23 protein-coding genes are annotated in these 25,479 nt (G+C 70.1%); 13 read left to right on the top strand and 10 right to left on the bottom strand.

What is annotated here, in order from left to right; all coding sequences use genetic code 11:
• Positions 1 to 715 precede the first annotated feature (715 nt).
• From RWK90_RS08635 to RWK90_RS08620, 4 genes are read left to right on the top strand one after another with little or no spacing between them, the layout of a single operon-like run.
• Positions 716 to 2,944 carry a hypothetical protein gene (locus RWK90_RS08635; protein WP_314036797.1) on the top strand — a complete coding sequence of 743 codons (2,229 nt, stop codon included), beginning with the start codon at positions 716 to 718 and terminating at the stop codon, positions 2,942 to 2,944.
• 4 nt (positions 2,945 to 2,948) lie between these two features.
• Positions 2,949 to 4,466 (top strand): DUF3492 domain-containing protein, encoded by a 1,518-nt coding sequence (locus RWK90_RS08630; protein WP_314036795.1) that lies wholly within the window; start codon positions 2,949 to 2,951, stop codon positions 4,464 to 4,466.
• Positions 4,463 to 5,851, top strand: a complete 1,389-nt coding sequence (locus tag RWK90_RS08625; RefSeq protein WP_314036793.1) for a hypothetical protein — start codon at positions 4,463 to 4,465, stop codon at positions 5,849 to 5,851. Before RWK90_RS08630 ends, RWK90_RS08625 begins: the two co-directional genes overlap by 4 nt.
• Complete coding sequence (locus tag RWK90_RS08620) at positions 5,848 to 6,552, top strand: spherulation-specific family 4 protein (RefSeq protein WP_314036791.1); 705 nt, start codon at positions 5,848 to 5,850, stop codon at positions 6,550 to 6,552. Before RWK90_RS08625 ends, RWK90_RS08620 begins: the two co-directional genes overlap by 4 nt.
• Here the strand turns inward: RWK90_RS08620 and RWK90_RS08615 are convergent.
• The 6 genes from RWK90_RS08615 to dnaA form a co-directional block, all read right to left on the bottom strand.
• On the bottom strand, positions 6,536 to 7,444 hold the full coding sequence (locus RWK90_RS08615; RefSeq protein WP_314036789.1) for an endo alpha-1,4 polygalactosaminidase: 909 nt from the start codon (positions 7,442 to 7,444) through the stop codon (positions 6,536 to 6,538). The genes RWK90_RS08620 and RWK90_RS08615 overlap by 17 nt on opposite strands.
• A 55-nt stretch (positions 7,445 to 7,499) precedes the next feature.
• Complete coding sequence (gene gyrB / locus RWK90_RS08610) at positions 7,500 to 9,620, bottom strand: DNA topoisomerase (ATP-hydrolyzing) subunit B (RefSeq protein ID WP_314036787.1); 2,121 nt, start codon at positions 9,618 to 9,620, stop codon at positions 7,500 to 7,502.
• Between the two features lie 86 nt (positions 9,621 to 9,706).
• Positions 9,707 to 10,261, bottom strand: a complete 555-nt coding sequence (locus RWK90_RS08605; RefSeq protein WP_314036785.1) for a DciA family protein — start codon at positions 10,259 to 10,261, stop codon at positions 9,707 to 9,709.
• Positions 10,258 to 11,490: a DNA replication/repair protein RecF gene (gene recF / locus RWK90_RS08600; protein WP_314036783.1), complete on the bottom strand. Its 1,233-nt coding sequence runs from the start codon at positions 11,488 to 11,490 to the stop codon at positions 10,258 to 10,260. The genes RWK90_RS08605 and recF overlap by 4 nt, the downstream gene beginning before the upstream one ends.
• A gap of 25 nt (positions 11,491 to 11,515) precedes the next feature.
• Positions 11,516 to 12,691 carry a DNA polymerase III subunit beta gene (gene dnaN, locus RWK90_RS08595; RefSeq protein ID WP_314036781.1) on the bottom strand — a complete coding sequence of 392 codons (1,176 nt, stop codon included), beginning with the start codon at positions 12,689 to 12,691 and terminating at the stop codon, positions 11,516 to 11,518.
• Between the two features lie 749 nt (positions 12,692 to 13,440).
• The gene (gene dnaA / locus RWK90_RS08590) at positions 13,441 to 14,946 is read right to left on the bottom strand and encodes a chromosomal replication initiator protein DnaA (RefSeq protein WP_314036779.1); all 1,506 of its coding nucleotides are present in this window, start codon (positions 14,944 to 14,946) and stop codon (positions 13,441 to 13,443) included.
• A gap of 537 nt (positions 14,947 to 15,483) precedes the next feature.
• Here dnaA and rpmH point away from each other — a divergent pair.
• From rpmH to RWK90_RS08545, 9 genes are all read left to right on the top strand, one after another.
• Positions 15,484 to 15,627, top strand: coding sequence for a 50S ribosomal protein L34 (gene rpmH / locus RWK90_RS08585; RefSeq protein WP_230929658.1), 144 nt, complete (start codon positions 15,484 to 15,486; stop codon positions 15,625 to 15,627).
• 18 nt (positions 15,628 to 15,645) lie between these two features.
• Entirely contained in the window at positions 15,646 to 16,008 is a 363-nt protein-coding gene (gene rnpA / locus RWK90_RS08580) for a ribonuclease P protein component (protein WP_314036775.1), read from the top strand.
• On the top strand, positions 16,005 to 16,298 hold the full coding sequence (gene yidD, locus RWK90_RS08575; protein WP_314036773.1) for a membrane protein insertion efficiency factor YidD: 294 nt from the start codon (positions 16,005 to 16,007) through the stop codon (positions 16,296 to 16,298). Before rnpA ends, yidD begins: the two co-directional genes overlap by 4 nt.
• A gap of 17 nt (positions 16,299 to 16,315) precedes the next feature.
• Positions 16,316 to 17,518 (top strand): membrane protein insertase YidC, encoded by a 1,203-nt coding sequence (gene yidC / locus RWK90_RS08570; protein ID WP_314036771.1) that lies wholly within the window; start codon positions 16,316 to 16,318, stop codon positions 17,516 to 17,518.
• A gap of 129 nt (positions 17,519 to 17,647) precedes the next feature.
• Positions 17,648 to 18,136, top strand: coding sequence for a R3H domain-containing nucleic acid-binding protein (locus RWK90_RS08565; RefSeq protein WP_314036769.1), 489 nt, complete (start codon positions 17,648 to 17,650; stop codon positions 18,134 to 18,136).
• A gap of 140 nt (positions 18,137 to 18,276) precedes the next feature.
• Entirely contained in the window at positions 18,277 to 19,050 is a 774-nt protein-coding gene (gene rsmG, locus RWK90_RS08560) for a 16S rRNA (guanine(527)-N(7))-methyltransferase RsmG (RefSeq protein ID WP_314036767.1), read from the top strand.
• A gap of 108 nt (positions 19,051 to 19,158) precedes the next feature.
• On the top strand, positions 19,159 to 20,103 hold the full coding sequence (locus tag RWK90_RS08555) for a ParA family protein (protein WP_314036765.1): 945 nt from the start codon (positions 19,159 to 19,161) through the stop codon (positions 20,101 to 20,103).
• Positions 20,100 to 21,302: a ParB/RepB/Spo0J family partition protein gene (locus tag RWK90_RS08550; protein WP_314036763.1), complete on the top strand. Its 1,203-nt coding sequence runs from the start codon at positions 20,100 to 20,102 to the stop codon at positions 21,300 to 21,302. Before RWK90_RS08555 ends, RWK90_RS08550 begins: the two co-directional genes overlap by 4 nt.
• On the top strand, positions 21,299 to 21,976 hold the full coding sequence (locus RWK90_RS08545; protein ID WP_314036761.1) for a hypothetical protein: 678 nt from the start codon (positions 21,299 to 21,301) through the stop codon (positions 21,974 to 21,976). The genes RWK90_RS08550 and RWK90_RS08545 overlap by 4 nt, the downstream gene beginning before the upstream one ends.
• A gap of 64 nt (positions 21,977 to 22,040) precedes the next feature.
• On the opposite strand, the gene RWK90_RS08540 is transcribed toward RWK90_RS08545, so the two are convergent.
• The 4 genes from RWK90_RS08540 to sigM all read right to left on the bottom strand — a co-directional run bounded on the left by RWK90_RS08540 (position 22,041) and on the right by sigM (position 25,424).
• A complete protein-coding gene (locus RWK90_RS08540) occupies positions 22,041 to 23,231 on the bottom strand; it encodes an N-acetylmuramoyl-L-alanine amidase (RefSeq protein ID WP_314036759.1) in 1,191 nt (396 codons plus the stop codon).
• A gap of 127 nt (positions 23,232 to 23,358) precedes the next feature.
• Entirely contained in the window at positions 23,359 to 23,703 is a 345-nt protein-coding gene (gene trxA, locus RWK90_RS08535; RefSeq protein WP_314036757.1) for a thioredoxin, read from the bottom strand.
• Between the two features lie 38 nt (positions 23,704 to 23,741).
• Positions 23,742 to 24,674 carry a thioredoxin-disulfide reductase gene (gene trxB, locus RWK90_RS08530; RefSeq protein WP_314036755.1) on the bottom strand — a complete coding sequence of 311 codons (933 nt, stop codon included), beginning with the start codon at positions 24,672 to 24,674 and terminating at the stop codon, positions 23,742 to 23,744.
• Between the two features lie 132 nt (positions 24,675 to 24,806).
• Positions 24,807 to 25,424 carry an RNA polymerase sigma factor SigM gene (gene sigM, locus RWK90_RS08525; RefSeq protein ID WP_314036753.1) on the bottom strand — a complete coding sequence of 206 codons (618 nt, stop codon included), beginning with the start codon at positions 25,422 to 25,424 and terminating at the stop codon, positions 24,807 to 24,809.
• Positions 25,425 to 25,479 lie beyond the last annotated feature (55 nt).

The raw sequence follows: 25,479 nt of genomic DNA, 5'->3' as shown, positions 1-25,479 counted from the left end.
GCGCGCGCGGGAGCCGGGACGTCCGGTCCCTCCGCCCGCGCCACGCCTCTGCACGACCCGCCAGGGTGGAGCGGGAACGACCCCCAACGCGCCTCCCTGACCGCACCCTCCCGGGCCGCCCCAGGCCGCGCACCCCGAGCCGACCCCGGGCCGCGCCCCGAGCCACGCACCCCGAGCCGCGCCCCCCGGGGCCGCGCGTCGAGCCCGCCGGCACCTCGTCGCGGGTCCCTCGGGGGGCTGTTCCGGGGGCCCCGCGAGCCGATCCGACGACGCCGGTCGGCCTCCGACGCAGCGACACGGCCTCCGGGGCCACGAACACACGACATAGTAGGCCGACCGTCCAGTTCTCAGATCCGCCGACCTGTTCTCAGTTCTCCGATCGCTCCCAGCGAGGGCTTATCGGCCAGTTTGTCAGTGTGTACACCGTGATCACGCCTAGTTGGACACATTTCCTGTTCGGTGACGCGTCTGCTATCCCCGCGCCCTCACCTCGCCGTGTAATTGAATGTTTAAGTAAAGGCTGTCTTATAGTGAAGAGATTTTCTTACGAAGAGATCCGGTCAGAACTGTTGTGCAGCACCGTCGCCCGGCGCACACTTTCATCTGTCGCACGGAGCACCGTGCGAGGGGATCCGGGCCTCGGTCCGGGTCCCCGGGGGGACGCCGCCACTCCCGAGGGGGATCGGGAGTGGCGGCACTTACAACAGGGATATTCATGTTCAACGCCGCCGCGCGTGGACGCTCGGGCTCGGGGTTCTCGCCTCTGCAGCGCACCGGGTTCCGCGCCGCCACCGCTCTCGCCGTCACCGGCGCCATCACCGTTCCGCTGGTCGGTCTCGCGACCGCTCAGACCGGGTCCCTCGGGTCATCCGGTTCGGGGGGATCGACCCCGCCGCCGGCGAGCACGACGCCGACCTCCAGCACCATCCCGACCACCACGCCCCCTCCCGCCGAGGTCCGGGCGACGGTCGAGCTGCGCGTACTGGTGATCGACGACGGTGACTTCAGCGGGGAGGCGTTCACCACCCGTCTTGCCGCCGAGGGCGTGGAGGTCGACCGGATCAACCTCAAGGACCCGAACCGCCGGTCCATCACCCGCGAACTGCTGGCCGACGACGCCACCACGACCGCCCGCTACGCCGGCATCGTCTCGGTGACCGCCCAGCGCACCGGCCTGCGCCCGGAGGAGAACGCGGCGATCGACCGGTTCACCGCCGACTACGGCATCCGCGAGGTCACCGCGAACGTCACTCCGGAGGAGAGCGTCGGTCTCGTCAGCACTCCGAACGGCACGACCTTCGACGGCACCACCGCCACCCTGACCCCGGACGCGCTGGCCGGGGAGTGGACCTACCTCGACGGGCCCGTCCCCTTCGAGGATCTCAGCCCGACCATTGACGAATCCTGGGGATACGCGGCCACCCCGGTCCCCGGTGGGACCTTCCGCCCGCTGCTCACAGCCCCGGCCGCCGGCGGGGGCGTGGTGATGGGTGTCCACACCGAGGGCACCCGCGAGCGTCTGGTGATGACCGTGGCGATGAACCAGTACCAGCAGCATTTCAAGGCTCTGTCCCACGGGATCATCACGTGGCTGACCCGCGGGGTGTCGACGTCGCTCTACCGCAACGCCTTCAACGTCCAGGTGGACGACGTCTTCCTCGCCGACGACGAGTGGAACGCCGCGGACAACTGCACCTTCGGGGTGGACTGCCAGGGCACACCCGCTCCGGGCACCCTCACCGAGTCACGCATGACCGCCGCGGATGTCGCCACCGCCACGGACTGGGAGAACTCCAGCGGCATCGCCCTGGACATGACCTTCAACGCCTCCGGCGCCACGGACCGCGACGGCCTCACCGAAGCCCTGCTCGCCGCCAAGGACCAGCTGCGCTGGATCAACCACACGTGGGACCACGCCAATCTCGACAATCTGGACACGGCGGCGATCACCGAGCAGATCCAGCGCAACATCGACTGGGCGCAGGCCAACGGTGTCCCGCTCGATCCCACCGAACTCGTCACCGGTCAGCACTCGGGCACGGCGTCGGGCCCCGCCCGGACGGACAACCCCGCCCTCGCGCCAGCCCTGGCCGCCACGGGCGTCACCTGGATCGCCGACGACGCCTCCATCGAGCGGGACCAGCGGCAGCTGGGCGACGCGCTCACCGTGCCCCGGCACCCGATGAACATCTACTACAACACCTCGACCGTGGCGAACGCGGTCGACGAGTACAACTGGATCTACACGTCCCGCGCCGCCGGCGGATCCGGGATCTGCGAGACCAACGCCGCCTCGACCTGCCTCGACGCGCCGTTGCCGCTGGGCACCGGGTTCGCCGACTACATCGTGCCGCAGGAGGCGCGCCATGCACTCAGTCACGCACTGAGCATGGACCCGCGCCCGCACTACGTGCACCAGTCCAACCTCACCGGCGACCGGATCCTCTACCCGGTGCTGGACAAGATGCTCCGCGACTACCGCGGGCTCTTCGACGACGTGTCGGCGCCGCTGCACAACCCCTCGCACTCCGACCTGGGTCTGGAGATGCAGCGGCGGGCGGCGTGGGCGGCCGCGGCCGACGCCGTCACGGCCACCGTGACCGGCTCGACCCTAGTGGTCGCGAACAACGGCGCCACGGCCGTGGAGGTGCCGATCACGACCCGCGGGGACTCGGCGTTCGAAGGTGATCCCTACGCCGGTTCCAAGTCGGGATGGGTGTCGGTCCCCGCCGGGGGCGAGGTCACCATCGAACTCGGGGAGGAAGCCGGGTTCCTCACGCCCGCCGACGAGGCGGAGGAGCCGGCCGTCGCCGCCCGCGCCGTCCCGCGCGCCGCCGGGGCGGCCTCAGCCCCCTCGCCCGGTCAGAACTCGGTGGTCGTACCGCCGATCAACGACGCCACGCGCGTCGGGGCCGTGGGCGAGGGCCAACCGGCGGGGCGCTGACGTCATGCGCATCGCCCTGATCAACGAAGGAACCTACCCCGTCAACACCGGCGGCGTCAGCACCTGGTGCGACCAGCTGGTGAGCGGGATGCCGGACCACACATGGGAGGTCGTCACCCTCACGGGTGGTAGCCGTACACCGATCACCTGGGCCGTCCCGCGTCAGGTGCGGGCCACCACCCTCTACCCGGTGTGGGCACCCGTCCGGGCCGGCCTCCCCGAGAGCCAGCTCCTCACCCGGCGGAGGCGGGCCCGACTACGGGCCGCGCTCCGCGCCCTCTGGGCGGCGATACTGCCGCCCGCCGAGACCATCACGGTCGCCGACGGCACTGTGCGCCACGACCCTGCCCTCCTGGGCGCGGCGCTCCGCGAGGTACTCGCGGCCGGCGGCGGCGACCTCTTCCGACTCCTCGGGTCGGAGAGTTCCGCCGAGGCCCTGCTCGACGCGTGGTGGGGCCACTCCCCCGCGCTGGACCGGTCCGCCCGGCTCAGCGTGGGGGACGCGGTCGAAGCCGCCACCCTCGTCGACCGCACCCTCTGCGCCACCGACGTCCGGTTCGGTGACGTCGACCTGGTCCACGCCTCGTCCAACGGCAGCTCCTCGCTGGTCGGACTCGCCCGAAAATGGCGCGACGGGGTCCCGTTCATCCTCACCGAACACGGCGTCTACCTGCGGGAACGCTACCTCGCACTGGCCGGGACCCAGCTGAGCTGGTCCGCTCGCTACGCCGTGTGCACCGCCCTGCGCGCACTCTGCGTGCTGGTCTACGCCGAAGCGGATCTCCTGCTCCCCGTCAGCGACTTCAACGCCCGCTGGGCCGTCCGCCTCGGAGCGGACGCGTCCCGGATCCACACCGTCCGCAACGGGGTCGACGTGTCGACGATGCCCCCGGTCGGTGCCGAACCGGCCGTGCCCACGATCAGCTTCGTGGGCCGCATCGACCCACTGAAGGACCTGGACACCCTCGTCCGCGCGTACGCCCTGGTCCGCCAACACCTGCCGACCACCCGGCTGCGGATCTTCGGACCGTGCCCGCCGGGGAACGCCGCGTACAAGCGCTCGATCGAGCAGACCATCGACCATCTGGGCGTCGCCGACGGCGTCACCTGGGAGGGCCCCACCGCCGGGCCCCGCCCCGCGGTCGAGGCCGGATCCGTCATCGCCCTGTCCTCGATCTCCGAGGGCCTGCCCTTCACCACCATCGAGGCGATGATGTGCGGCCGCGTCACCGTCAACACCGACGTCGGCGGGGTCTCCGAGGCCGTCGGTCACGACGGACGTCTCGGCGGGCTCGTGCCGCCGAAGGACCCCGCGGCCTTCGCGGACGAGTGCCTGCGATACCTCCTCGACGACGAGCTCCGCGAGCAGACCGGGCGGCGCGCCCGCGAGCACGCCATCGGGTCGTTCGCGCTGGACGACTGCATCAGCGCCTTCCGGGGCTGGTACGAGATCGCCGTCGGCCCGCACGCCCACCACGTCACCGGCGGCGCACTGCCCTACCTCGCGGGTGTGGCGTCATGAGCGAGTCCTTCACCGTCCCGGACCCGCTCAGGCGGTCACCCCTGCCCGCGCGGCCGCTCGTCGTGGCCGCCGTGCCCGACGAAGCCCACCAGAGCCTCGTCGGGACAGCGGTCGACCGGTTCGACGTGGCCGCCCACCTCGAGGCCTCCGGCTTCGGCGACGCACTGGCCCGGCGACACGGTGCCCGGGACGTCTACGAGTACGCCCGCACGCTCCCGGCCCTCGCGCCCGGATCAGGCGAGACCGTCAGCGTCCGCCCCCGCGCACACCGACAGGGATGGGTCCGCGCGCTCCTGCTCCTGGCCGGGGCGGTGGTGATGGCGCTCTGTGCTCCCGCGACCGTCGGCGTGGGGACCGATCTGTCGATCGCCATCGTCGCCACCGGACTCTCCGGGTGGATCCTCGGACAGCTCCTCGGATTCGTCACGTGGCGCAGAGCCGGCCTGGGTGACCTCACCGGTGCCGCCCGGGTCTCGGTCGGGCTCGCGTCACTCGTCGCGATCCCACTCATCGGCGGGGTGACCGCGGCCACCTGGTACTTCGGCAACGCACCCGCACTGCCCACCGCCGCACTCTGCGGCGCATGGACCCTGTACGCGGCCTCCCTGACACTGATCTCGGTCCTGGGCGGCCTCCGGTTGCTCACCGTTCTCGCCATCGGGTGCGCCGCGGTCGCCATCGGTGCCACCGTCCTCGGGGCGACGCTCATCCCGATCCTCGCGCTCGGGGTCCTCTCCCTGGGCGGCGCCCTGCTCGCCGCTCGCACGTACCGGATGACCACCGCCCTCCCGCCCACGACACCCTCCCGGGACGACCTGCGGGCCGCGTTCGACGGCACCTGCCAGGCGGCACTCATGTCGACCGCGCTGCTCCTCGCGCTCAACCTCGCCGACTCCGACGACAGGATCCCCCTGTCGATCGCGGTCATCCTCGCCGCCGCGCTCTGCGACCCGGCCATCGAGGACCTGGGGATACGACTCAAGTCCCTGTCCTACCGATCCGGCCGCTGGCGGTTCGTCCTGCGCGGGGTCCTCGTCCGGACCCTCATCTACCTGGGAGTGATCGCCTTCGCGACCATGTCCGCCACATGGGTCGTCGACAGGATCCTCGGCATCGCCGAGGACCCCGCGTCCGGACTCGTCCCCGACATCGTCGTCCTCTGGGTGGTCGCACCCGAGTTCGCCGTGTTCGCGTTCGGATCCGCGATCGTCCTCCGCGCCGGACGCGTGGCCGAGGCCGTCTGGATCTCGGCGCTCGCCTGCCTCGGCTTCGGCGCCCTCCGGTTCGGGCTACCGGTACCCGTCGGCATCGCCATGCTCTGCGGAGCCTGCCTCCTCGCCGTGTATCACGCCGTCACCGCGGCGCTCCACCCCCACAGCTGGTGACCACGCCACGCGCCGCCGTGCCGCTGTACCTCCACCCCGTCTACGACCGCGCGCTGTGGGAGCAGGTGCTGCGTCCCGGAGCCGCCGACCTCGTCGTCGTCAACGTCGACTCCGGACCCGGACGGACCACGGACCCGGTGTTCGTCGACGCCCTCCGCGCCACCGACACCCGCAACGGCCCCACCATCCTGGGGTACGTCGACACCGACTACGGACGGCGGAGCGTCCGCGACATCCGCACCGACGCCCGGCGCTGGCGCGACGACTACGGCGTGACCTCACTGTTCCTCGACCAGGTCATCTCCGGCACCAACCCTGACGGACGGCCCGATCCCGGCGCCCTCGCCGCCCTCACCGGGCTCACCGACACCCTCCGCCGCGACGGGGCGCCGTACCTCGCCGGCAACCCCGGAACCGTTCCGCACCCCCGGGTGATCCGACAGCTGGACCTCACCTGCATCCGCGAGACCGATCTCGACACCCACCTCACCGCCCCCGGAGCGGCGCCCGACGGCGTCGACCCGACGCGGTTGTGGCACCTCGTCTACGACTGCCCGCCCGACCGGGCCCGCGAGGCGCTCGACAGATCGGTCGAACTCGGGGCCGGCTACGTGGGCCTCGCCGCCGACGGCCTGCCCCACCCGTGGGGATCCGTCGGATACCTCAACCCCGACGTCGCGCCGGTCAGCAGGTCCGGTTGACGTGACCGGGCTCCCCCCGCGGCACCACGTCGCGGTCCCGCAGGAGGATCGAGAGACGATCCCCGCGCACCCGGCACGCCGTCTCGAAGACACGGACCCCGCCGTCGCTGTACTCGATCTCGATCACCCGGTCGCCGTACACCGACATGTAGCGGTCACATTCCGAACCCCGCCCCCACGAGTACCGCTGGCAGTCCTCGGCGACCGCGAAATCGAAGCCGATGCGACGGAGCTCCTCGTCGGACAGGTCCGCGGCGTTCTTCTGCGCGACGGCGAGACCACGCGCGTGCGCCCGCTCGACGAGTAGCGTCGCGTACGCGACCGCGTCGGCCCTGGTCAGCAGCCCGCGAGAGCGCGTCCACGAATCCAGGTTGTCCGGCTCGACCGCCCGGAACCCGCGATCGGAACAGTCCGCCATCCAGCCGTCCACGATCTCGACCAGGCGGGACCGGTTGCCCTCCGACGAGATGTCCAGCAGCGGCTCGTCCCACTCGACGTCCTCGACCGCGACCCCGCCCGCGCCGCGCAGCACCAGATCGGGCGCGCTGACGGCCCAGTCCCCGGCCTCGTCCGGTTGTGCCTGGAAGGCGTTGAGGTAACAGATCGAGTAGACACCGTCGACCGGCGGCTGCGACCGGTCGCGGATGACGATCCCGACCTCCGCGGCCGGCGGGTACGCCCCGCCGATCTGGTAGTCGACCACCGCGTTCGCCGGTGGCGGCTCCACCGCACCCGGAGGGGAGGGCGGGGACCCGGGCATGACGAGCGCCGGCCCGGCGTCGACGGAGCCCTGACCCGAGACCTCGCTGCCACACCCGGACGCCACCAGGGCCGCGGCGCACGCCGACGCCACGGCCACCCGGCCGATCGCGGTGACCGCGGTCTGTCTCACCCGGCAATCATGACACCGTCACCGCGTCTCGCGCGGGTTTCCGGCGAGGCCGGATCTAGACGTCGAGGAACCTGACGTCGCGGGCGTTCCGGGTGATGAAGTTCCGGCGCGCGTCGACGTCCTCGCCCATGAGGATCGAGAACAGTTCGTCGGCCGCCGCGGCGTCGTCGAGGGTGACCTGCCGGAGCGTCCGGACCGTCGGGTCCATGGTGGTCTCCCACAGCTCCTTGGGGTTCATCTCGCCCAGACCCTTGTAGCGCTGGATGCCGTCGTCGACGTTGATCTTGCGCTTGTTCTCCAGCCCGATCTTGAGCAGTTCGTCGCGCTCGCGGTCCGAGTAGGCGAAGTCCGGCTCGCCCTTGCCCCACTTGAGCTTGTACAGCGGCGGCTGCGCGAGGTACACGTAGCCGTTCTCCACCAGCGGCTTCATGAACCGGAAGATGAGCGTGAGCAGCAGGGTCGAGATGTGCTGACCGTCGACGTCGGCGTCGGCCATGAGCACGATCTTGTGGTACCGCAGCTTGTCGATGTCGAATTCCTCGTGGATGCCGGTACCCAGCGCCGTGATGATGGCCTGGACCTCGGCGTTCTTGAGGACCTTGTCGATACGGGACTTCTCGACGTTGATGATCTTCCCGCGCAGCGGCAGGATCGCCTGGAACATCGAGTCGCGGCCGGACTTGGCCGAGCCGCCGGCGGAGTCGCCCTCCACGATGTAGAGCTCGGACTTGGCCGGGTCCTTGGACCGGCAGTCGGCGAGCTTGCCGGGCAGGCCGCCGATGTCGGTCGCCGACTTCCGGCGGACCATCTCGCGGGCCTTGCGGGCGGCGACGCGCGCCTGGCTGGAGGCGATCGCCTTGTTGACGATCACCTTGGCCTCGGCCGGGTTGGCCTCGAACCAGTGACCGACGTGCTCGGACACCTGGCGCTGGACGAAGCCCTTGACCTCGGTGTTGCCGAGCTTGGTCTTGGTCTGCCCCTCGAACTGGGGATCCGCGATCTTGGCGGAGATGACGGCCGCCAGGCCCTCGCGGATGTCGTCACCCGTGAGGTTGGGGTCCTTCTCCTTGATGAGCTTCTTGTCGCGCGCGTACTTGTTGACGAGGGAGGTCAACGCCGCGCGGAAGCCCTCCTCGTGGGTGCCGCCCTCGTGGGTGTTGATCGTGTTGGCGAAGGTGTGGACGGACTCCGAGTACCCGGAGTTCCACTGCATGGCGACCTCGACCTCGTGGCCGGTGCCCTTGCCCTCGAAGTACAGGATCGTCGGGTGGATCGCGGTCTTGGACTTGTTGATCGCCTTGACGTAGTCCTTGAGCCCGTCCGGGTAGTGGAAGGTGCGCTTGCGCTCGCGGACCTTGGCCGGCTCGGCCGCCGCCTCGTCGCCCTCGCCGGCGCCCTCCACGAACACCTGCTCGGCGTCCACGGCGCTGGCCAGGTCCGAGCCCTCGTCCGAACCCGGCGCGGAGTCCGGGCCGACGCCCTCGCTGTCCGCGATCGCGTCGAGCTCCGCCGCCTTCTCGGCGCGCGGCCGGCGGTCGGTCAGCGTGATGGTCAGTCCCTTGTTGAGGAACGCCATCTCCTGCAGGCGACGGGCCACGATGTCGAAGTCGTACTCGGTGGTCTCGAAGATCGACGGGTCCGCCCAGAAGCGGACCTTGGTCCCGGTCCCCTCGGCGGGCCCCGCGTCGACCAGCTCGGCCGGCTCGGCCATGTCGAAGTCCTGCTTCCACAGGCGACCGTCGCGCTTGATCTGCACCTCGACGCGGGTCGACAGCGCGTTGACCACCGAGATGCCGACGCCGTGCAGACCACCGGAGACCGCGTACGAGTCGGAGTCGAACTTGCCGCCGGCGTGCAGCTGCGTCATGACCACCTGGACGGTGGGCATGCCGGACTCGTGCATCTCCACCGGGATGCCACGGCCGTCGTCGATGACCTCGACGCCGCCGTCCTCCAGCAGGGTGACCTTGACGCCGGTCGCGTGGCCCGCCATGGCCTCGTCGACCGAGTTGTCGACGACCTCCCAGATCAGGTGGTGCAGACCCCGCGGGCCGGTGGAGCCGATGTACATACCCGGCCGCATCCGGACGGCCTCGAGCCCCTCGAGGACGGTGATCGATGAAGCGCCGTATTCCTTGGCTCCGCCGTTGTCGGCCGTGCTCCTGGCGTCCGCCACGTGCGATCTCCTCGCGTCTCGGGGGTCTGGGACCGGCCCAGTCTACCTGCGGTAACCCGCGGACGGGCCGGGGGCACGCCCGACCCTCACCCGTAGGTGTCCCGGGGGCCACGCCCCGACACGTGCAACGGACCCTTACGCCAGCTCGGCTTCTCCGGCCCCTCGATCTTGAGACGACGGACGTGGCCCGGCCCCATGGCCGCGGCGATCTTGCGCAGGATGTCCGCGGACATGAGCCGCAGCTGCGTGGCCCACGCGGTGCTCGACGCCCGCACGTGGAGGATCTGCTCCTCCAGGCGTTCCGGTGTCGCGTGCGCCGAGACGTCCTCGCCGACGATCCGGTCCCACTCCGCGAAGAGCCGGCCGGTGGTGACCTTGTCCTCCCAGCCCCGCTTCTTGGCGACCTGGCCGACGAGCCGCCCGAGCGGCTGCGGATCCCACGGGTCCGCCCCGGACCCGGTCCACCCGCGCTTGCGCAGGCGGCGCCCCGCCCCGACCGGGCCCGTCCGCCCGCGGCCGACCTGTTTGCCTTCCGCACGCGCCTTCGCCCTGGCCTCTTCGAGCGCCTTCTTGGCGATGTCATAACCACGTTGTGGCTGGTCGGACGGTGTTATGCCGTCCCCGCCGGTTCCGCCCGTCATGCCCGGCCCCCACCTTCCGTATCGGTGTTCTCGTCGTCGTCGACCCCGTCATCCCCCGGTCGTGACAGTGTCATACCGGAGTGACGATCCCGGCCCTCGCCGGCCATCACGACGTCATGACGCACGCCCCGCAGGCCCGGCGGGACGTCCTCCCCGACCGCCGCGGTGATGAAGACCTGCTCCACCCCGGCCGCCACGTCGGCGAGCGCGGCACGACGGTGGCGGTCGAGTTCGGCGAAGACGTCGTCCAGGAGCAGGACCGGTTCGGCCCCGTCGGCGCGGAACAACTCGAGGGATCCGAGCCGCAACGCGAGCGCGAACGACCATGTCTCGCCGTGGCTGGCGAAGCCCTTCGCGGGCTCGTCGCCGAGGGTCAGGACGAGATCGTCCCGGTGCGGTCCGACGAGGGACATGCCGCGGTCGATCTCGTCGCGCCGCCGGCGACCGAGCTCCGACAGGAGGACCGCCTCCACGAGCCCGGGGTCGGTCAGCTCGGATTCGTCGGGGGTGTCGGCGACACGGAACCGGTAGGTGAGATCCGCGGGCCGCGACTCCGGTGCCAGCCCGCGATAGGCGTCGACGACGAGCGGCCGCAACTGCCGGAGGAGGTCGATCCGCCCGACCACCAACCGGGCTCCGATCTCCGCCAGCCGACCGTCCCACACGTCGAGGGTGTCCAGGATCGCGGCCGATTCCTCCTGCCGGCCGCGTCGCAGCGCGCCGGAGGCGGACTTCAACAACGCGGTGCGCTGGCGCAGCACGGAGGAGTACTCGGCGAGGTCGCCGCCGAGGGCGGGCCGACGCTGGGCCATGAGCTCGTCGAGCAGCCGACGGCGCTCGGCCGGTTCGCCACGCACGAGGGCGAGGTCCTCGGGGGCGAAGAGCACGGACTGGACCACCCCGAGGATGTCGGACAGGCGGCGGCACGGCGAGGTGTTGAGCCTGGCGCGATTGGCCTTGCCCGAGTTGAGCGCGAGTTCGACAGTGAGTTCCCGGCCGGCGTTGTGGGCCAGCGCTCCGACGAGGGCGGTGGCCGCCCCTGTCCTGATCATCGGCGCGTCGGTCGCCACGCGGTGGGACCGGAGGCTGGCCAGCACGCCGATCGCCTCGAGCACGTTGGTCTTGCCGTGGCCGTTGCGGCCGACGAAGGTCGTGACCCCCGGCTCGAGATCGAGTTCGAGCAGCGGCCAGGAGCGGAAGTCCAGGAGCCTGAGGTGACGCAGGTGCATACCGGATCGGTCCCGGGGGGCGGGCTCAGCCCGGCAGGCGCACGGGCATGAGGAGGTAGGTGTGGTCCGACTCGACCGGGGCGATGGCGCCGTCGGCGCCCGGCTCGGGGAGGGTCTCGGGGGCCGGGCGCAGGACCGCGGGCCGGCTGGGCTGCGTGAACCCGAAGGCCACCCGCGCCGAGTGGATGCTGCCGAGCCCGTCGAGCAGGTAGCCGGGGTTGAAGGCGATGGTCAGCGGCTCGCCGACGAAATCCACCGGGAGAGTCTCGTTGGCCTGCGCCGCGTCATCGCCGCCGGCCGAGAGCGCCAGCTCGCCGTCGGTGAACGCCATCCGCACCTGGACGCCGCGGTCGGCCACCAGCGCGACGCGCTTGATCGCCTGGATGAGGGCGTCGACCTCGACGACCGCGACGGACGTGTGCTGGGGCGGCAGCAGCTGCCGGACCTTGGGGAACTCCGCGTCGAGCAGGCGGGTGGTGGTGCGCTGCCCGGAGACCAGGACGCCGAGGATGCCCTCGGCGCCGACGGCGGATCCCGCACCGAGGCTGAGGTCGACGCGACCACCGTGACCGGCCGAGCGGGTGACCTCCGACAGCGCCTTGGCCGGGATGAGCACCTCGACGGCCACGTCCTCGCGGGCGGGCTCCCACTCGAACTCGCGGATCGCCAACCGGAACCGGTCGGTGGCGATGAGCGTGACGCGCGTGCCCTCGATCTCCATGCGGATACCGGTGAGCATCGGCAGGGTGTCGTCCTTGCCGGCCGCCACGACGACCTGGCCCACAGCCTGGGAGAACGCGTCGACCTCGGCCGATCCGGTGACCTCCGGCATGGCCGGGAGCTGCGGGTAGTCCTCGACCGGCATGGTCGGGAGGGTGAACTTCGCCGAACCGCAGGTGATGTACATCTTCTGCGCGGTGACCACGACCTCGACCGGGCGGTCGGGCAGCGCGCGGGCGATGTCGGCCAGCAGGCGCCCCGACACCAGGGTGCTGCCCGGCTCGGAGACCTCGGCGGGGACCGATACCTGGGCGGAGGTCTCGTAGTCGAATCCCGAGATGGTCAGACCGGAGTCGGCCTCGAGCAGGACTCCGCCGAGGATCGGGACCGACGGCCGCGAGGGCAGGGTCCTGGCGACCCAGGCCACGGAATCCGCGAAGTCCTCGCGGGTGACGCGGAACGTCGGATCCGTGATCTCCATCGATGACCTCTTTCAGGCAGGGCGGATACCGGCGTCGGTATCTGGACGGGTGGTCTGTTCGGGCGTCGTGCTGGGCGTCGCCGCGGTGAGCGGTGGGACGTCTCCATGAGGGTAACCGCTCGGACCGACGGGGAACACATGGAGTCCTGGAACCCGGTCAAGCAGGCTCGCCGCTCCACATCCCTACTTCTTACAAGATCTCTCAAGAGAGATAAGAGGTAGTAGTAGGTCCTGTGAAATTGTGAGCCGAGACCTGTAATCACAGGTCTTCGCCGATTTCGTCATGTGGACGCGGGTGTCGATTCTTGTGATTTGGTTGAGCGCCCCGGTGGAATCACAAGTTTCTGTCCACCCTTAGTCCACCGACGGTCCACAAGATCCCACAGGTTTGTCCACAGCTGTGAGAGGTGTGACGAAGGGGGTCTCGGGGGGTCTCGGTTATGTCGCGATGCGGTCGCGACGGGGCGACAGAGGCCGCTCGATAGGCCGACACGGTTCGCGCGCGATGCCGACACGGTTCGCGCGCGATGCCGACACGGTTCGCGCGCGGGGACGGCCCGGGCCGCTCGTCACGACGACCCGGGCCGCACCCGATGGCGACGGGAACGGCCCGGAGGGCGGTCTCGCCCGGCGCGATATCCGGGCCTGAGGGCGCGCGGATGCGGGGTCGGGAAGCCTCGCGAGCGTGCCGTGGGGACGAAATCGACGAATCCGCCCGTATGGGAGGAAGGGGACGGCGTCAGGGGCCCTCAGAGCGAGCGGGAGCGCTCCTTGATCCGGGCGGTGAGCTCCTGGATCTGGTCGTACGTACGCCGATCGTCCTTGATCTCCTTGAGGATCTTGCGCTGGGCGTACATGACCGTGGTGTGGTCCTTGCCGCCGAAGGTGACGCCGATCTTGGGGAGGGAGAGGTCGGTGAGCTCGCGGCAGAGATACATGGCGATCTGCCGCGCACGGGAGAGCGAGCGTGTCTTGGACGTGCCACAGAGCTCGTCGATGCTGGTGGAGAAGAACTCCGCCGTCACCGCCATGATGGTCGCCGCCGAGATCTGGAGCGAGTCGTCGTCGGAGACCACGTCCCGCAGGACGATCTCGGCGAGCGGCACGTCGATCTCGTGTCCGTTGAGCGAGGCGAACGCCACCACCCGGATGAGCGCGCCCTCGAGTTCACGGATGTTCCGCTGGACGCGCGTGGCGATGAGCTCGAGGACGTCACGGGGGACGACGTACTTCTCCGATTTCGCCTTCTTGTCCAGGATCGCGATCCGTGTCTCCAGCTCCGGGGGCTGGATGTCCGTGATCAGGCCCCACTCGAACCGCGTCCGCAGTCGGTCCTCGAGCGGCTGCAGCTGCTTGGGCGGCCGGTCCGAGGAGATGACGATCTGCTTCTGGGCGTTGTGGATGGTGTTGAAGGTGTGGAAGAACTCCTCCTGCACCTGCTCCTTGCCGATGAGGAACTGGATGTCGTCCACCAGCAGGATGTCCGCCTCGCGGTACCGCTTCTTGAACATGTTCTGGCGGCCGTCACGGACGGAGTTGATGAAGTCGTTCGTGAACTCCTCGGTCGAGACGTACTTGACCTTCTGCTCGGAGTACATCCGCAGCGAGTAGTGCCCGATCGCGTGGAGGAGGTGGGTCTTCCCGAGCCCGGATTCACCCCAGATGAACAGGGGGTTGTAGGCGCGGGCGGGTGCCTCGGCCACGGCGAGCGCCGCGGCCCGGGCGAACCGGTTGGAGTTCCCCTGGACGAACGCGCTGAACGTGTAGCGCTCGTTGAGTCCGGGCGCCGTCGCCGCGGACAGCGCCTCATCGCGGTCGCTGCCGTGGAGGAGTCGCTCGGCGGCGATCTGCTCCTCGGTCATCCTCCGCGGTCGCGCGGTGGCCGCGGGATGATCGTCCTCGTCCGCCGGTCGGTGGATCTCGTCGGCGTCGATCGCCTGGTCATCCTGGTCGTCGGTGGGCGGTTGCCCGCCGGCCAGCGAGGTGTCGACCTTGACCGCCAGGTCGACGGGTTCGCCGAGCTGTGCGCTGAGGGCGCGGGTGATGGGCCCGCGGAGAACCGATTCGATGTTGTCGCGCGCGAACGCCGACGGGGCGGCGAGCATCGCGAATCCGTTGACCACGGCGATCGGCTGGACCAGCCGGAGCCAGGCCTGCTGCTGACGGGACAACGCCGGGTTGTCGTCGCTGGCCAGTTCGGGATCGGTGAGCCTGTCGAGGACGGCACTCCACACGTGTTCGAGCTCAGGAGACACGGTGGGCGGTCTCCTCTCGTCAGCGTGTCGGGCGATCCCGGTGGACCGGGTGGCCGGCCAGGCCGGACCTCACAACTCTATCCACAGGCTCCGACCCAGGTCCACTGAGGTATCCACATGGTTGTCCACAGCTGTGAGAAGACAGACTTCTCCGCTGGGCGGTAGACGGTGGTGACCTGGGTGGAGAGGGGTCGGAGGTACTGGTCGGATCTGAGGTTATGCGCAGCCCCGGGGGGCGTGTTGGTGAATGACCGTAACAACAGGGCGCAGCCAGGGGCAACCCTCAAGATCGACTGGAGGCCGGAAGTCAAGCGTCGCGGCCGTGGGCGTGTCGAGATGGCCTGCGAAGTGGTGTGGATGGGACGAATGGGATTACACGGTTTGGCGGCAGCGGCGTCGTGCGCGTAATCTTGAACAGTCTGTCGTGCGCCCGCGGGCGTACGGCGCGTCGTGGTGCCGCCGACCCCGGTGATGCGACGACGTCTCGTACTCGATCGCGCGCTGGTCACGGCGCCGACTTCACGTGAGGAGCCAACCATGGCCAAGGGCAAGCGGACTTTCCAGCCGAACAACCGTCGTCGTGCCAAGGTGCACGGTTTCCGTCTCCGGATGCGTACGCGCGCCGGTCGTGGCATCGTCGCCGCCCGCCGGCGCAAGGGCCGTTCTGCGCTGACGGCCTGATTCCGGCCGGGGCGGCGGGTGCTTCCCAGGGCGCACCGGCTCCACCGTTCCGCTGATTTCGCGACGGTGGTGCGGAAAGGTGCCAGGAAGGGTCGCCGCACCATGGTCGTACACGCCCACGTGGACTCTTCGGACGTCCGCGTGGGCGGTCCGCGTCTGGGGCTCGTCGTGAGCAAAGCCGTCGGGGACTCGGTGACACGTCACCGGGTCAGCCGGCGGCTTCGTCATATCGCGGCGGAGCTGTTGGCGGATGTCGAGTCGGATCTGATGGTGGTCGTGCGCGCGAATCCCGCGTCGGCGACCGCCGCTCACGAGGATCTGGTGCGCGATATGCGCACCGGGTTGGCCGCGGCTGCGGCCCGGGCACGGGAGTCATCGTGACCCGCGGTGGGCCGGGGCCGGTGGCCCGGGTCCTGTTGTGGATGCTCGACTTCTATCAGAAGGGCATCTCCCCGCTGACGCCACCGAGCTGCCGTTTCGAACCGACCTGCAGTGCCTACGCGGTCGAGGCCGTGCGCGTGCACGGGGCGTGGTACGGGACGTGGCTCTCGGTGTGGCGGTTGTTGCGGTGCGGCCCGTGGACGCCGGGCGGGTGGGATCCGGTCCCGGAGCCCCGGGCGCCCGACCCCCCGGATGAGCATGACGTGCACGCCCACAATCCACGAAGGTAGCTAGGACACCCACACCCATGTCGTTCATCACCAACCCGCTGGTCTATTACCCGATCTCGGGCATCCTCTGGTTCTGGCACAAGATCTTCGCCTTCCTCGGGGGCCTGCTCCCCTGGGTGGAGGCCCCCGACTCGAACGGCGTCATCTGGGCGCTGTCGGTGATCTTCCTCGTCGTCACGCTGCGAGCGCTGCTGTTCTGGCCGGCGGCCAAGCAGATCCGCTTCTCCCGCAAGATGCAGGAGCTGCAGCCCAGGATGAAGGAGCTGCAGAAGCGGTACAAGAACGACCGCGAGAAGCTCGCGGTCGAGACGCGCAAGTTGCAGAAGCAGGAGGGCTTCAACCCGCTGCTGGGCTGCCTGCCGATGCTCATCCAGATCCCGGTGTTCCTGGGTCTGTTCCACGTGTTGCGCTCGTTCAACCGGATGGGCGAGCAGTTCGGTGCGCTCGGGATGACGGCCGAGGAGACGCGGAACACGGGCAACTACGTGTTCAACGCCGACGAGGTCCAGAGCTTCCTCGACGCCCGACTGTTCGGCGCCCCGCTGTCGTCGTTCATCTCGCAGCCGGTCGAGCAGTTCCAGGCGTTCGTCGAGCCGGGTGCCGAGCTGGACTTCGCCCGCTGGAACATCATCCTCGTCGCGATCCCGTTGATGATCATCTCGGCGGTGACCACTCACTTCAACGCCCGCGTCTCGCTCTCGCGTCAGTCGCCGGAGGCGGCCGCGAACCCGCAGGCCAAGATCATGAACCAGCTGATGCTGTGGGCGTTCCCCATCGGCATCCTGGTGACCGGTGCGTTCTGGCCGATGGCGATCCTCGTCTACATGGTCACCAACAACCTGTGGACCCTGGGCCAGCAGTACTTCCTCTACGAGAAGATGGCGAAGGAGGACGACGCCGCCGCGTTGGTGCGCCGCGAGGAGCAGAAGGCGCTGGCGCCGCGCGTCGGTGTGAAGCCGGCCAACCCCAAGAAGAACCGGGGTGGAGGGGCGGCCGCCGCGTCGGGGACCGCCGTGGCCACCGCCCCCGCCGAGCGGGCGGGCGGAGAGAAGGGCGACGACGACGAGGTGTCCCCGCCGAAGGCCGCTCCCGCCTCCCCTGCGGGGACCGGACCGCGCCCGGGGCAGCGCCCTCAGGCGCCGGGCTCCCAGCGGAGCAGACCGGCGCAGAAGGCCTCCGGATCGCGGCCCAAGAACAAGAAGAAGAGAAAGAAGCGCTGACCCGGCAGGGCGCGCACTCGGACAAGGTCCCCGATGCTCCGGCATCGGGGACCTTGTCCCATACTTGGGGGGAGGTACTCGTCGGCTCATGCGGGTTCGGCGATCGGCGGTCACGACGGAGGCAGGTCCATGTCCAAGAGGAGCATCGAGGTGTCCGAGGAGCGGTTGGTCGAGGAGGGCGAGGTGGCCGGCGACTATCTCGAGCAGTTCCTCGACATCCTGGACTTCGACGGGGACATCGACCTGGATGTGGAGGGCGACCGCGCGGTCGTGAGCATCGTGGGCGGTGAGGATCTCGACACGCTCGTCGGAGCAGACGGCGCGGTGCTCGATGCGATCCAGGAGCTGACCCGGCTGGCCGTGCAGCAGGAGCTCGGGGACCGGAGCCGGCTGATGCTGGACATCGGCGGTTGGCGGGAGGCGAAGCGGGAGGCCCTGACCGATGCCGGCCGGGTGGCCGCCCAGCGGGTGCTCGAGTCCGGGGAGTCCGAGGAGTTGGAGCCCATGACCCCGTTCGAGAGGAAGATCATCCACGACGCGATCGCGGAGATCGAGGGTGTCACGTCGGACTCGACCGGCGTGGAGCCGAACCGACGGGTGGTCGTCCTCCCGGAGTGACGAACAGGCGACACCGGTGCAGGGGGTGCGAGTCGAGCGGCTCGCACCCCTGCGCCGTGTTCGGGGCAGAATGACATCGGTGTAGTTCCGATGTTTCACGTGAAACGGGCCCGACCGCCCGATGGAGGTAGCGACAGACCATGACCGACGACACCGGTGACGAAACGACACGTGACGGAGGCGGGGACGGGCGTCCGGCGAGCCCCGACACCGCTCCCCCGTCGCAGGACGGCCCGCCTCCCGCCGCGCCGGCCGGCGCGGGTGAGGTGTTCGGAGACCGCCTCCCTCTGGCGGTTCGGTACGTCGAGTTCCTCGGAACCGCCGGGCTGGAGCGCGGGCTCATGGGACCCCGGGAGCGCCCCCGGCTGTGGGATCGCCACGTGCTCAACTCCGCGGCCGCGGCCACGGCACTCGGTCACGGCGAGACGGTAGTGGATATCGGCAGCGGCGCGGGCTTGCCGGGGATCCCGCTCGCCCTCGCGCGACCGGACCTCCGTCTGACCCTCGTCGAGCCGCTGCTGCGGCGGGTGACCTTCCTCGAGGAGATCATCGGCGAGTTGGGGATCGACGTGCAGGTCGTGCGCGGGCGTGCCGAGGAGAAGAACGTCATCGCCCTCGCCGGAGAGGCGGACGTCGTCACGTCGCGGGCCGTGGCTCCCCTGGCCAAGCTGGCGGGGTGGTCCGCGCCGTTGCTCCGCACCGGGGGGCGGATGGTCGCGCTCAAGGGCGAGTCCGCGACCGAGGAGGTCGAACGGGATCGCGGAGCGCTCGCGAAGTTGGGCTTCAAGGAGGCGCGTGTCGAGACCGTCGCCGCCCCCGATGCGGAACCGACGAGGCTGGTGATCAGCGAGCTGACGACTAGGATGGGAGGCCGTGGCTCGCGTGCTCGCGGGGGCAGACGTCGCGATCGTTGACCGGTCGGGAGGTGTGGCCCGGGAGTGTGTCGGTTTCACGTGAAACACTGGGTTCACAGGCAGCGGACGCTGCGACCGGTGTCCATAACGGCAGTCGAGAGGTGACGGATGTCCGAAGACGAGACCCCGATTTTCGCCGCCGCGAGGCAGGCGAACGAGGTGCTCCACGGGAACACGCGAACCCTCCCCCGCCCCGAGAGGCCGCGGATCATCACGATCGCCAACCAGAAGGGCGGCGTCGGCAAGACCACGTCCACCGTGAACCTCGCCTCGGCTCTGGCTCTCGGAGGGCTGGGCGTCCTCGTCATCGACATGGATCCCCAGGGCAACGCCAGCACGGCGCTGGGGGTGGAGCACCGGGAGGGCACCCCGTCCAGCTACGAGTTGCTGATGTGGGAGGCGTCGATCGAGGACCTCATGCAGAAGAGTCCGCACGCCGACACCTTGTACTGCATCCCGGCGACCATCGACCTCGCGGGCTCGGAGATCGAGCTCGTCGGTCTACCCCACCGTGAGCGGCGGCTGGCCGAGGTACTCCACCCGGAGGACCTCCAGCTGCTCGGGATCGACTACGTCTTTCTCGACTGCCCGCCGTCCCTCGGTCTGCTCACCGTCAACGCCATGGTTGCCGCACGGGAGGTGCTCATCCCGATCCAGTGCGAATACTACGCACTCGAGGGGGTCGTGCAGCTGCTCCGGAACGTCGAGCTCATACAGCAGCACCTCAATACGGAGCTCGAGATCTCGACGATAATGCTCACGATGTACGACGGACGGACGAAGCTCGCCGAACAGGTGGCGGGCGAGGTACGCAGTCACTTCGGGGACACAGTCCTACGGACGGTGATCCCCCGCAGCGTGAAGGTCTCCGAGGCCCCGGGTTTCGGGATGACCATTCTTCAGTACGACGCGGGGTCGCGAGGGGCGCTGGCCTATCTCGATGCCGCCCGCGAGATCAACGGCCGCGGCGTGGTCACCGCCGCGGACGAGTTGGTGGGCACCTCCGCCCCCGGCACCAACACGGACGATGCACGTCCGGAGGAGAGTCGATGAGTCAGCAGCGCAAGGGCGGTCTGGGACGGGGCCTGGCGGCCCTCATCCCCACGGGGCCGGACGAAGGGCCCCGGCTCGGCAGCGATGCTGCAGACGTCATCCTCGGCCCACGTTCCGGTGCCGCGACCCGCACCACTCCCCCTCGCCCCCGTCGGTCGAGCGTGGCGGGGACCGAGACCACGGCGCCGTCCGGTGCGAGGCCGGGCGCCGCGACGGCGGGGGGTGGCGCCGGGCGGCGGGGTTCAACCTCAGGGACCGGTAGCCCGGACGGCGCTGTTTCACGTGAAACAGCCGCTCGCGGCGGGGCTCGGGATGGGCAGGGCGGAGCGTCGGAGGGCGCCGACGTTTCACGTGAAACCCCCGAGCTCGTCGACCCCGGTGCGGTGTACAGGGAGATCTCCCCGGGTGACATCGACCCCAACCCTAAGCAGCCGCGCACCTACTTCGACGAGGAGGCGCTGGCGGAGCTCGCCCACTCGGTCAAGGAGTTCGGCCTCCTGCAGCCCATCGTCGTCCGCGAGATGCCGGGCGGTCGGTATCAGCTCATCATGGGCGAGCGTCGCTGGCGTGCGAGCCAGCGGGCCGAGCTGGAGACGATCCCCGCGATCGTGCGTCAGACCGAGGACGAGGACCTCCTCCGCGACGCCCTGCTCGAGAACATCCACCGGGTGCAGCTGAACCCGCTCGAGGAGGCGGCGGCATATCAGCAGTTGCTCGAGGAGTTCGACGTCACGCAGTCCGAGTTGGCGAGCCGCATCGGCCGTTCTCGTCCGGCCATCACCAACAGCATCCGGCTCCTCCAGCTGCCCACGGCCGTCCAGCGCCGGGTCGCCGCCGGGGTCCTGTCGGCGGGGCACGCGCGAGCGCTGCTCGGGCTCGAGGCAGGTGCCGCCGCCCAGGACGAGCTCGCCGCCCGCATCGTCGCCGAAGGGCTCTCGGTCCGCGCGACCGAGGAGATCGTCACCCTCGCGAACAGGGACGGCGGAGCGGACGAGAAGCCGAAACCGGCCCCCCGCGGTCGCCAGAAGAACCCGGAACTCGAGGCGGTGGCCGGCCGCCTGTCCGACCGCTTCGAGACGTCGGTGTCGGTGACGATGGGCCGTCGAAAGGGGCGCATCACGATCGACGTCGGGGACGCCGACGACCTCGCCCGCGTCCTCGCCCTACTCGAGGGCGGGTCGACCGGTACGCCGCGATGATCTCGATCCGTTCGCTGGACCTGTCCGCGGTGGACCATCTCGGACCGCGGGCGCGACGCTGCGTCTACTGGCAGACGGACGGTGACGCGGAGGGGGCCTCCCCCGGCGATCCCGAGTTCGAGAAGGAGGCGTGGATCTCCCACGTCTCACTCGAGTGGGGGGTGTGCGGGCAGATCGCCCGCGCCGCCGACAAGCCCGCGGCCGCCGCGTTCTACGCACCCCCGGGGATGATCCCGCGGGCGTCGTGCTTCCCCACGTCCCCGGTCGGGGCGGATGCCATCCTTCTCGCGGGGATGAGCCTCGAGGACGGGGCTCCCGCGGGTGCGGCCACCGCTCTGCTCGACGCGGTCGTGGTGGACCTTCGCAGCCGCGGAATCAAGGCCATCGAGGCGTTCGGGGTGACGTCCGGAGACACCGGCGAAGTAGCGTCACGTGACGCGTGCGGGGCCGGCTCGTGTGTGCCGGCGACGAGCTTCCTGGTGGAGCACGGGTTCACGATCATCGCGCCGCACGAGACCCACCCGAGGCTCCGGCTGGACATCCAGAGCGAACACCTGTGGAAGGCGGATGTCGAGCGTGCGCTCGATCAGCTCTTCGCGGAGCACGGTTTCGCCACCCGCAGGCTCGGTGTGCTGTCGGGGGCCTCGGCCAGCGCCGAGGCCGGCCGGCCGTAGACGGCTGCGACGCGTTCCGGGGCCCCCGGAAGGTGTCGCCCTACGTCCCGTGCGTGCGGCGGGTTCAGTTGCGCTGGCGCTGCTCGTAGTCGATGAGATCGTCGACGGACATCGACCCGGTGGGGTGGTTGTCCTCGTCGAGGAGGTAGAGCCGCTTCACGCCCACGAGGATGGAGTCGATGATGGTGTCCTGGGCGTCGCGGTCCCCGAGGATCGCGAGGTCACCCTTGTTGTAGGCGTAGCCGAGGTGGATCTGCACGGAGGGCATGCGGGTCATGCGCAACAGCGGCCAGCTGCGTCCGTGGGTCCGGCAGTCCCGCAGTGCCGTCCGGCTGACGATCTCGCGCTGGATGAAGCCGGACAGGGCCTCCCCGAGCATGGACTCGGCGCCCAGGGAGTTACCGAAGTAGAAGGTCGCCACGCCGTTGCCGACGGGGTTGGGGTGGCGGTCCAACCGCAGGGAGATCACGAGATCGGCGTTGAAGGCGTTGGCGATCTCGGCCCGCTCGGGATCGGTGGGGATCATGGCCTCGGGCCGGGAGAGGAAGACCTCCACGCCGGCCTGGTTCATCCGCTCGGAGAGTCGCCGGGTGATGTCCCACAGCAGTTCCGCGTCGGTGATGGTCCCGTCGGGGGTCTCGATGCGGATGGGGTTCTCGGACCCGCCGGGTCCGGGGTCGAGCACGATGCGCTTGCCCGCGAGCATGGGGCCGGAGGTGCGGGCGCGCTCCTTCTCGACGAGCGAGGCCACGTCGCCGCCCTTGAAGAGCGTGGAGAAGCGGCTGAGGGTGTCGAGGGTGTCGGCGCCCACGACGCCGTCCGCGGTGAGCGCGCAGTCCCGCTGGAAGTCCGTCACAGCGGCGTGGGTGAGCGGGCCGAAGGTCCCGTCGACCAGGCCCGCGTAGAAGCCGAGCTCGCCCAGGCGGCGCTGCAGCTGGGCGACATCGTCCCCCGCCATGGGCTTGGACACGATGTAGCTCAGGTCACGGGTGCCCAGGACGTGGCTGGCGTCGTCGAGGGCGGCCTGGGTGGCCGGACCCACGATCCCGTCGGAGATCAGCCCACGAGCCTGCTGGAAGGCCAGAACGGCCGTCTCCAGGTCGGCGTCGAACACCGCATCGGTGCGGGCGAGGACGGAACCGGTCTCCGGCTCGGTGACCCCGACCGAATCGATGTTGTGCAACAGACCCATTCCCGCGAGGGTGGCCCGGATCGCGGCCACCTCGGGGCCACGGTCTCCACGCCTCCACGCCATGGGGCTCCTCCACTTCCTCCGAGTTACGTACCCGCATGAACTTACCGCGTCACTCACGCGGATGCCGTCCCCGCGCCGGGTGGCGGGGGACGGCACAGGGGGTTCTCAGGGCCTCTCTCGCAGGCCCTCAGGCACCCAGGACGTCGCCGAGTTCCGAACGCAGGGCGGACTTGGACTTGGCGCCGGTGAGCCGCTTGACGGGCTGGCCCTCGGAGAAGAGCAACAGGGCGGGGATGGCGGTGATCTGGTACTCCGCCGCGAGCTCCTGGTTGGCCTCGACGTCCACCTTGGCCACGGTGAGCTTGTCGGCCTCGGTACCCGCGAGCTCGTTGAGCACCGGCGCCATCATGGTGCACGGCCGGCACCAGGTGGCCCAGAAGTCCACCAGCACGGGCTTGTCGTTGCTCGCGGCGAGGACGGCCTCGGCGAAGTCTGCCTCGGTGACGTCGACGATGTTGGGGGTGTCGGCCATGGTGGCGGTCCTTTCGGTGGGGGTGGGAGTGGCTGGGGTCAGGCCTGCTCGGCGAGCCAGCGCTCGGCGTCGATCGACGCGGAGCAGCCGGAACCGGCGGCGGTGATGGCCTGGCGGTAACGCTTGTCGACGAGGTCGCCGCAGGCGAAGACGCCGGGGATGGAGGTGGCGGTGGTCTGACCGGTGAGGACGTACCCGTCCTCGTCGACCTCGACCTGGTCGCGGACCAGCTCGGAGCGCGGGTCGTGACCGATGGCGACGAACATGGCCGCCGTCTCGATCTCGCTGGTGGCGCCGGTGACCGTGTCGCGCAGGCACAGCTTCTCGACCGAACCGGTCGGCCCCGCCACGACCTCGTCGACGGTGGTGTTGAGGATGAAGGAGATCTTCTCGTTCTCGCGGGCCCGCTCGAGCATGATCTTCGACGCCCGGAACTCCTCGCGGCGGTGGACGATGGTCACCGAGGAGCCGAACTTGGTGAGGAAGGTCGCCTCCTCCATGGCCGAGTCGCCGCCGCCGACCACCACGATCGGCTTGTCGCGGAAGAAGAAGCCGTCGCACGTCGCGCACGAGCTGACGCCGCGGCCGAGGTACTCCTGCTCCCCCGGCACCCCGAGGTAACGGGCGGCGGCGCCCATCGCGAGGATGACGGCGCGGGCGCGGTGCTCCTCCTCGCCGACGCGGACGATCTTCACGTCGCCGGCCAGGTCCATCGACGTCACGTCCTCCATCCGGAGGTCGGCACCGAAGCGCTCGGCCTGCTCACGCATCTGCATCATGAGATCCGGGCCCATCATCCCCTCGGCGAAGCCGGGGAAGTTCTCCACGTCGGTGGTGGTCATGAGCGCACCGCCGAACTGGGAGCCCTCGAACACCACCGGCTTGAGCTCGGCCCGCGCGGAGTAGATGGCGGCGGTGTACCCGGCCGGGCCGGATCCGACGATGATGACGTCGTGGACGGTGTCGGTCATGAGTTCTCGGGGCTCCTCGGGGTGGGCGGTCGATGAGAATGTGTCGGACCTGCACCACCGTGTCAGGCCGTCTCACAAGGCCACAACACCCGGGTGGTCCGGCTTGTTCCCCCAGTGTCCCCGGTCTCCCCCTCACGCGGTGAGGGTGACCCCCTCGAGAAGGGCGGCGAGTTTGGCGCGCCCGCGGGCGCACCGGCTCTTGATGGTGCCCGGGGGGACGTTGAGCAGGTGGCTCGCCTCCGCGACGGTGCACCGCAACATGTCGACGACGACGACGGCGTCACGCTGGTCGACGGGCAGTTCCGCCAGTGCCTCGGCGACGATGATCGCGTAGGCGGGGTCCTGGTGGAAGTGGTCGCGCAGGGTGACCTGCTCGTGCAGCGCCGGGGTGAGCTGCGTGTGGGTGCGCAGGCGTTGGGCCCGCATCTTGTCGAGACACGCGTTGACGACGATGCGGTACAACCAGCCCTGGACCGGGCAGGCGTGCAGGAACGTGTCCGCCTTGCGGTAGGCCGACACGAGGGCCTCCTGCAGGGCCTCCGCGGCGTCATCGCGGTTGAACGACGTCCGGATGGCCAGCCGCCACAGGTAGTCGTAGTGCCGCCGGACGAGCGCGGAGAACGCGTCCGGATCGCCCGCCACGTGGGCGTCGAGCAACTCGGCGTCGGTCAGCGGCGACTCCGCCCGCAGGGGCGCACGCGTCGACGCCTCGGCGGGGGTGACGGCGGCACCGGTGTTCACGGGCGTCACCGTAACCCGGCGTCCGGGCCGGTGGGGGTGTCACCTCGCCCGTCGGGCGGGCGGG

Origin of the sequence: Dietzia sp. CH92 (assembly GCF_032248695.1) — a bacterium.
GTDB lineage: Bacteria > Actinomycetota > Actinomycetes > Mycobacteriales > Mycobacteriaceae > Dietzia.
The sequence above is the reverse complement of the archived record's forward strand: the minus strand, read 5'-3'. Positions and strand labels throughout refer to the sequence as shown.

Bases quoted from the DNA above. Each gene is read 5' to 3' on its own strand.
- RWK90_RS08635 (WP_314036797.1), top strand. From the start codon at position 716: ATGTTCAACGCCGCCGCGCGTGGACGCTCGGGCTCGGGGTTCTCGCCT.
- RWK90_RS08630 (WP_314036795.1), top strand. From the start codon at position 2,949: ATGCGCATCGCCCTGATCAACGAAGGAACCTACCCCGTCAACACCGGC.
- RWK90_RS08625 (WP_314036793.1), top strand. From the start codon at position 4,463: ATGAGCGAGTCCTTCACCGTCCCGGACCCGCTCAGGCGGTCACCCCTG.
- RWK90_RS08605 (WP_314036785.1), bottom strand. From the start codon at position 10,261: ATGACGGGCGGAACCGGCGGGGACGGCATAACACCGTCCGACCAGCCA.
- recF (WP_314036783.1), bottom strand. From the start codon at position 11,490: ATGCACCTGCGTCACCTCAGGCTCCTGGACTTCCGCTCCTGGCCGCTG.
- dnaN (WP_314036781.1), bottom strand. From the start codon at position 12,691: ATGGAGATCACGGATCCGACGTTCCGCGTCACCCGCGAGGACTTCGCG.
- rpmH (WP_230929658.1), top strand. From the start codon at position 15,484: ATGGCCAAGGGCAAGCGGACTTTCCAGCCGAACAACCGTCGTCGTGCC.
- yidC (WP_314036771.1), top strand. From the start codon at position 16,316: ATGTCGTTCATCACCAACCCGCTGGTCTATTACCCGATCTCGGGCATC.
- RWK90_RS08565 (WP_314036769.1), top strand. From the start codon at position 17,648: ATGTCCAAGAGGAGCATCGAGGTGTCCGAGGAGCGGTTGGTCGAGGAG.
- rsmG (WP_314036767.1), top strand. From the start codon at position 18,277: ATGACCGACGACACCGGTGACGAAACGACACGTGACGGAGGCGGGGAC.
- RWK90_RS08555 (WP_314036765.1), top strand. From the start codon at position 19,159: ATGTCCGAAGACGAGACCCCGATTTTCGCCGCCGCGAGGCAGGCGAAC.
- RWK90_RS08550 (WP_314036763.1), top strand. From the start codon at position 20,100: ATGAGTCAGCAGCGCAAGGGCGGTCTGGGACGGGGCCTGGCGGCCCTC.
- RWK90_RS08545 (WP_314036761.1), top strand. From the start codon at position 21,299: ATGATCTCGATCCGTTCGCTGGACCTGTCCGCGGTGGACCATCTCGGA.
- RWK90_RS08540 (WP_314036759.1), bottom strand. From the start codon at position 23,231: ATGGCGTGGAGGCGTGGAGACCGTGGCCCCGAGGTGGCCGCGATCCGG.
- trxA (WP_314036757.1), bottom strand. From the start codon at position 23,703: ATGGCCGACACCCCCAACATCGTCGACGTCACCGAGGCAGACTTCGCC.
- trxB (WP_314036755.1), bottom strand. From the start codon at position 24,674: ATGACCGACACCGTCCACGACGTCATCATCGTCGGATCCGGCCCGGCC.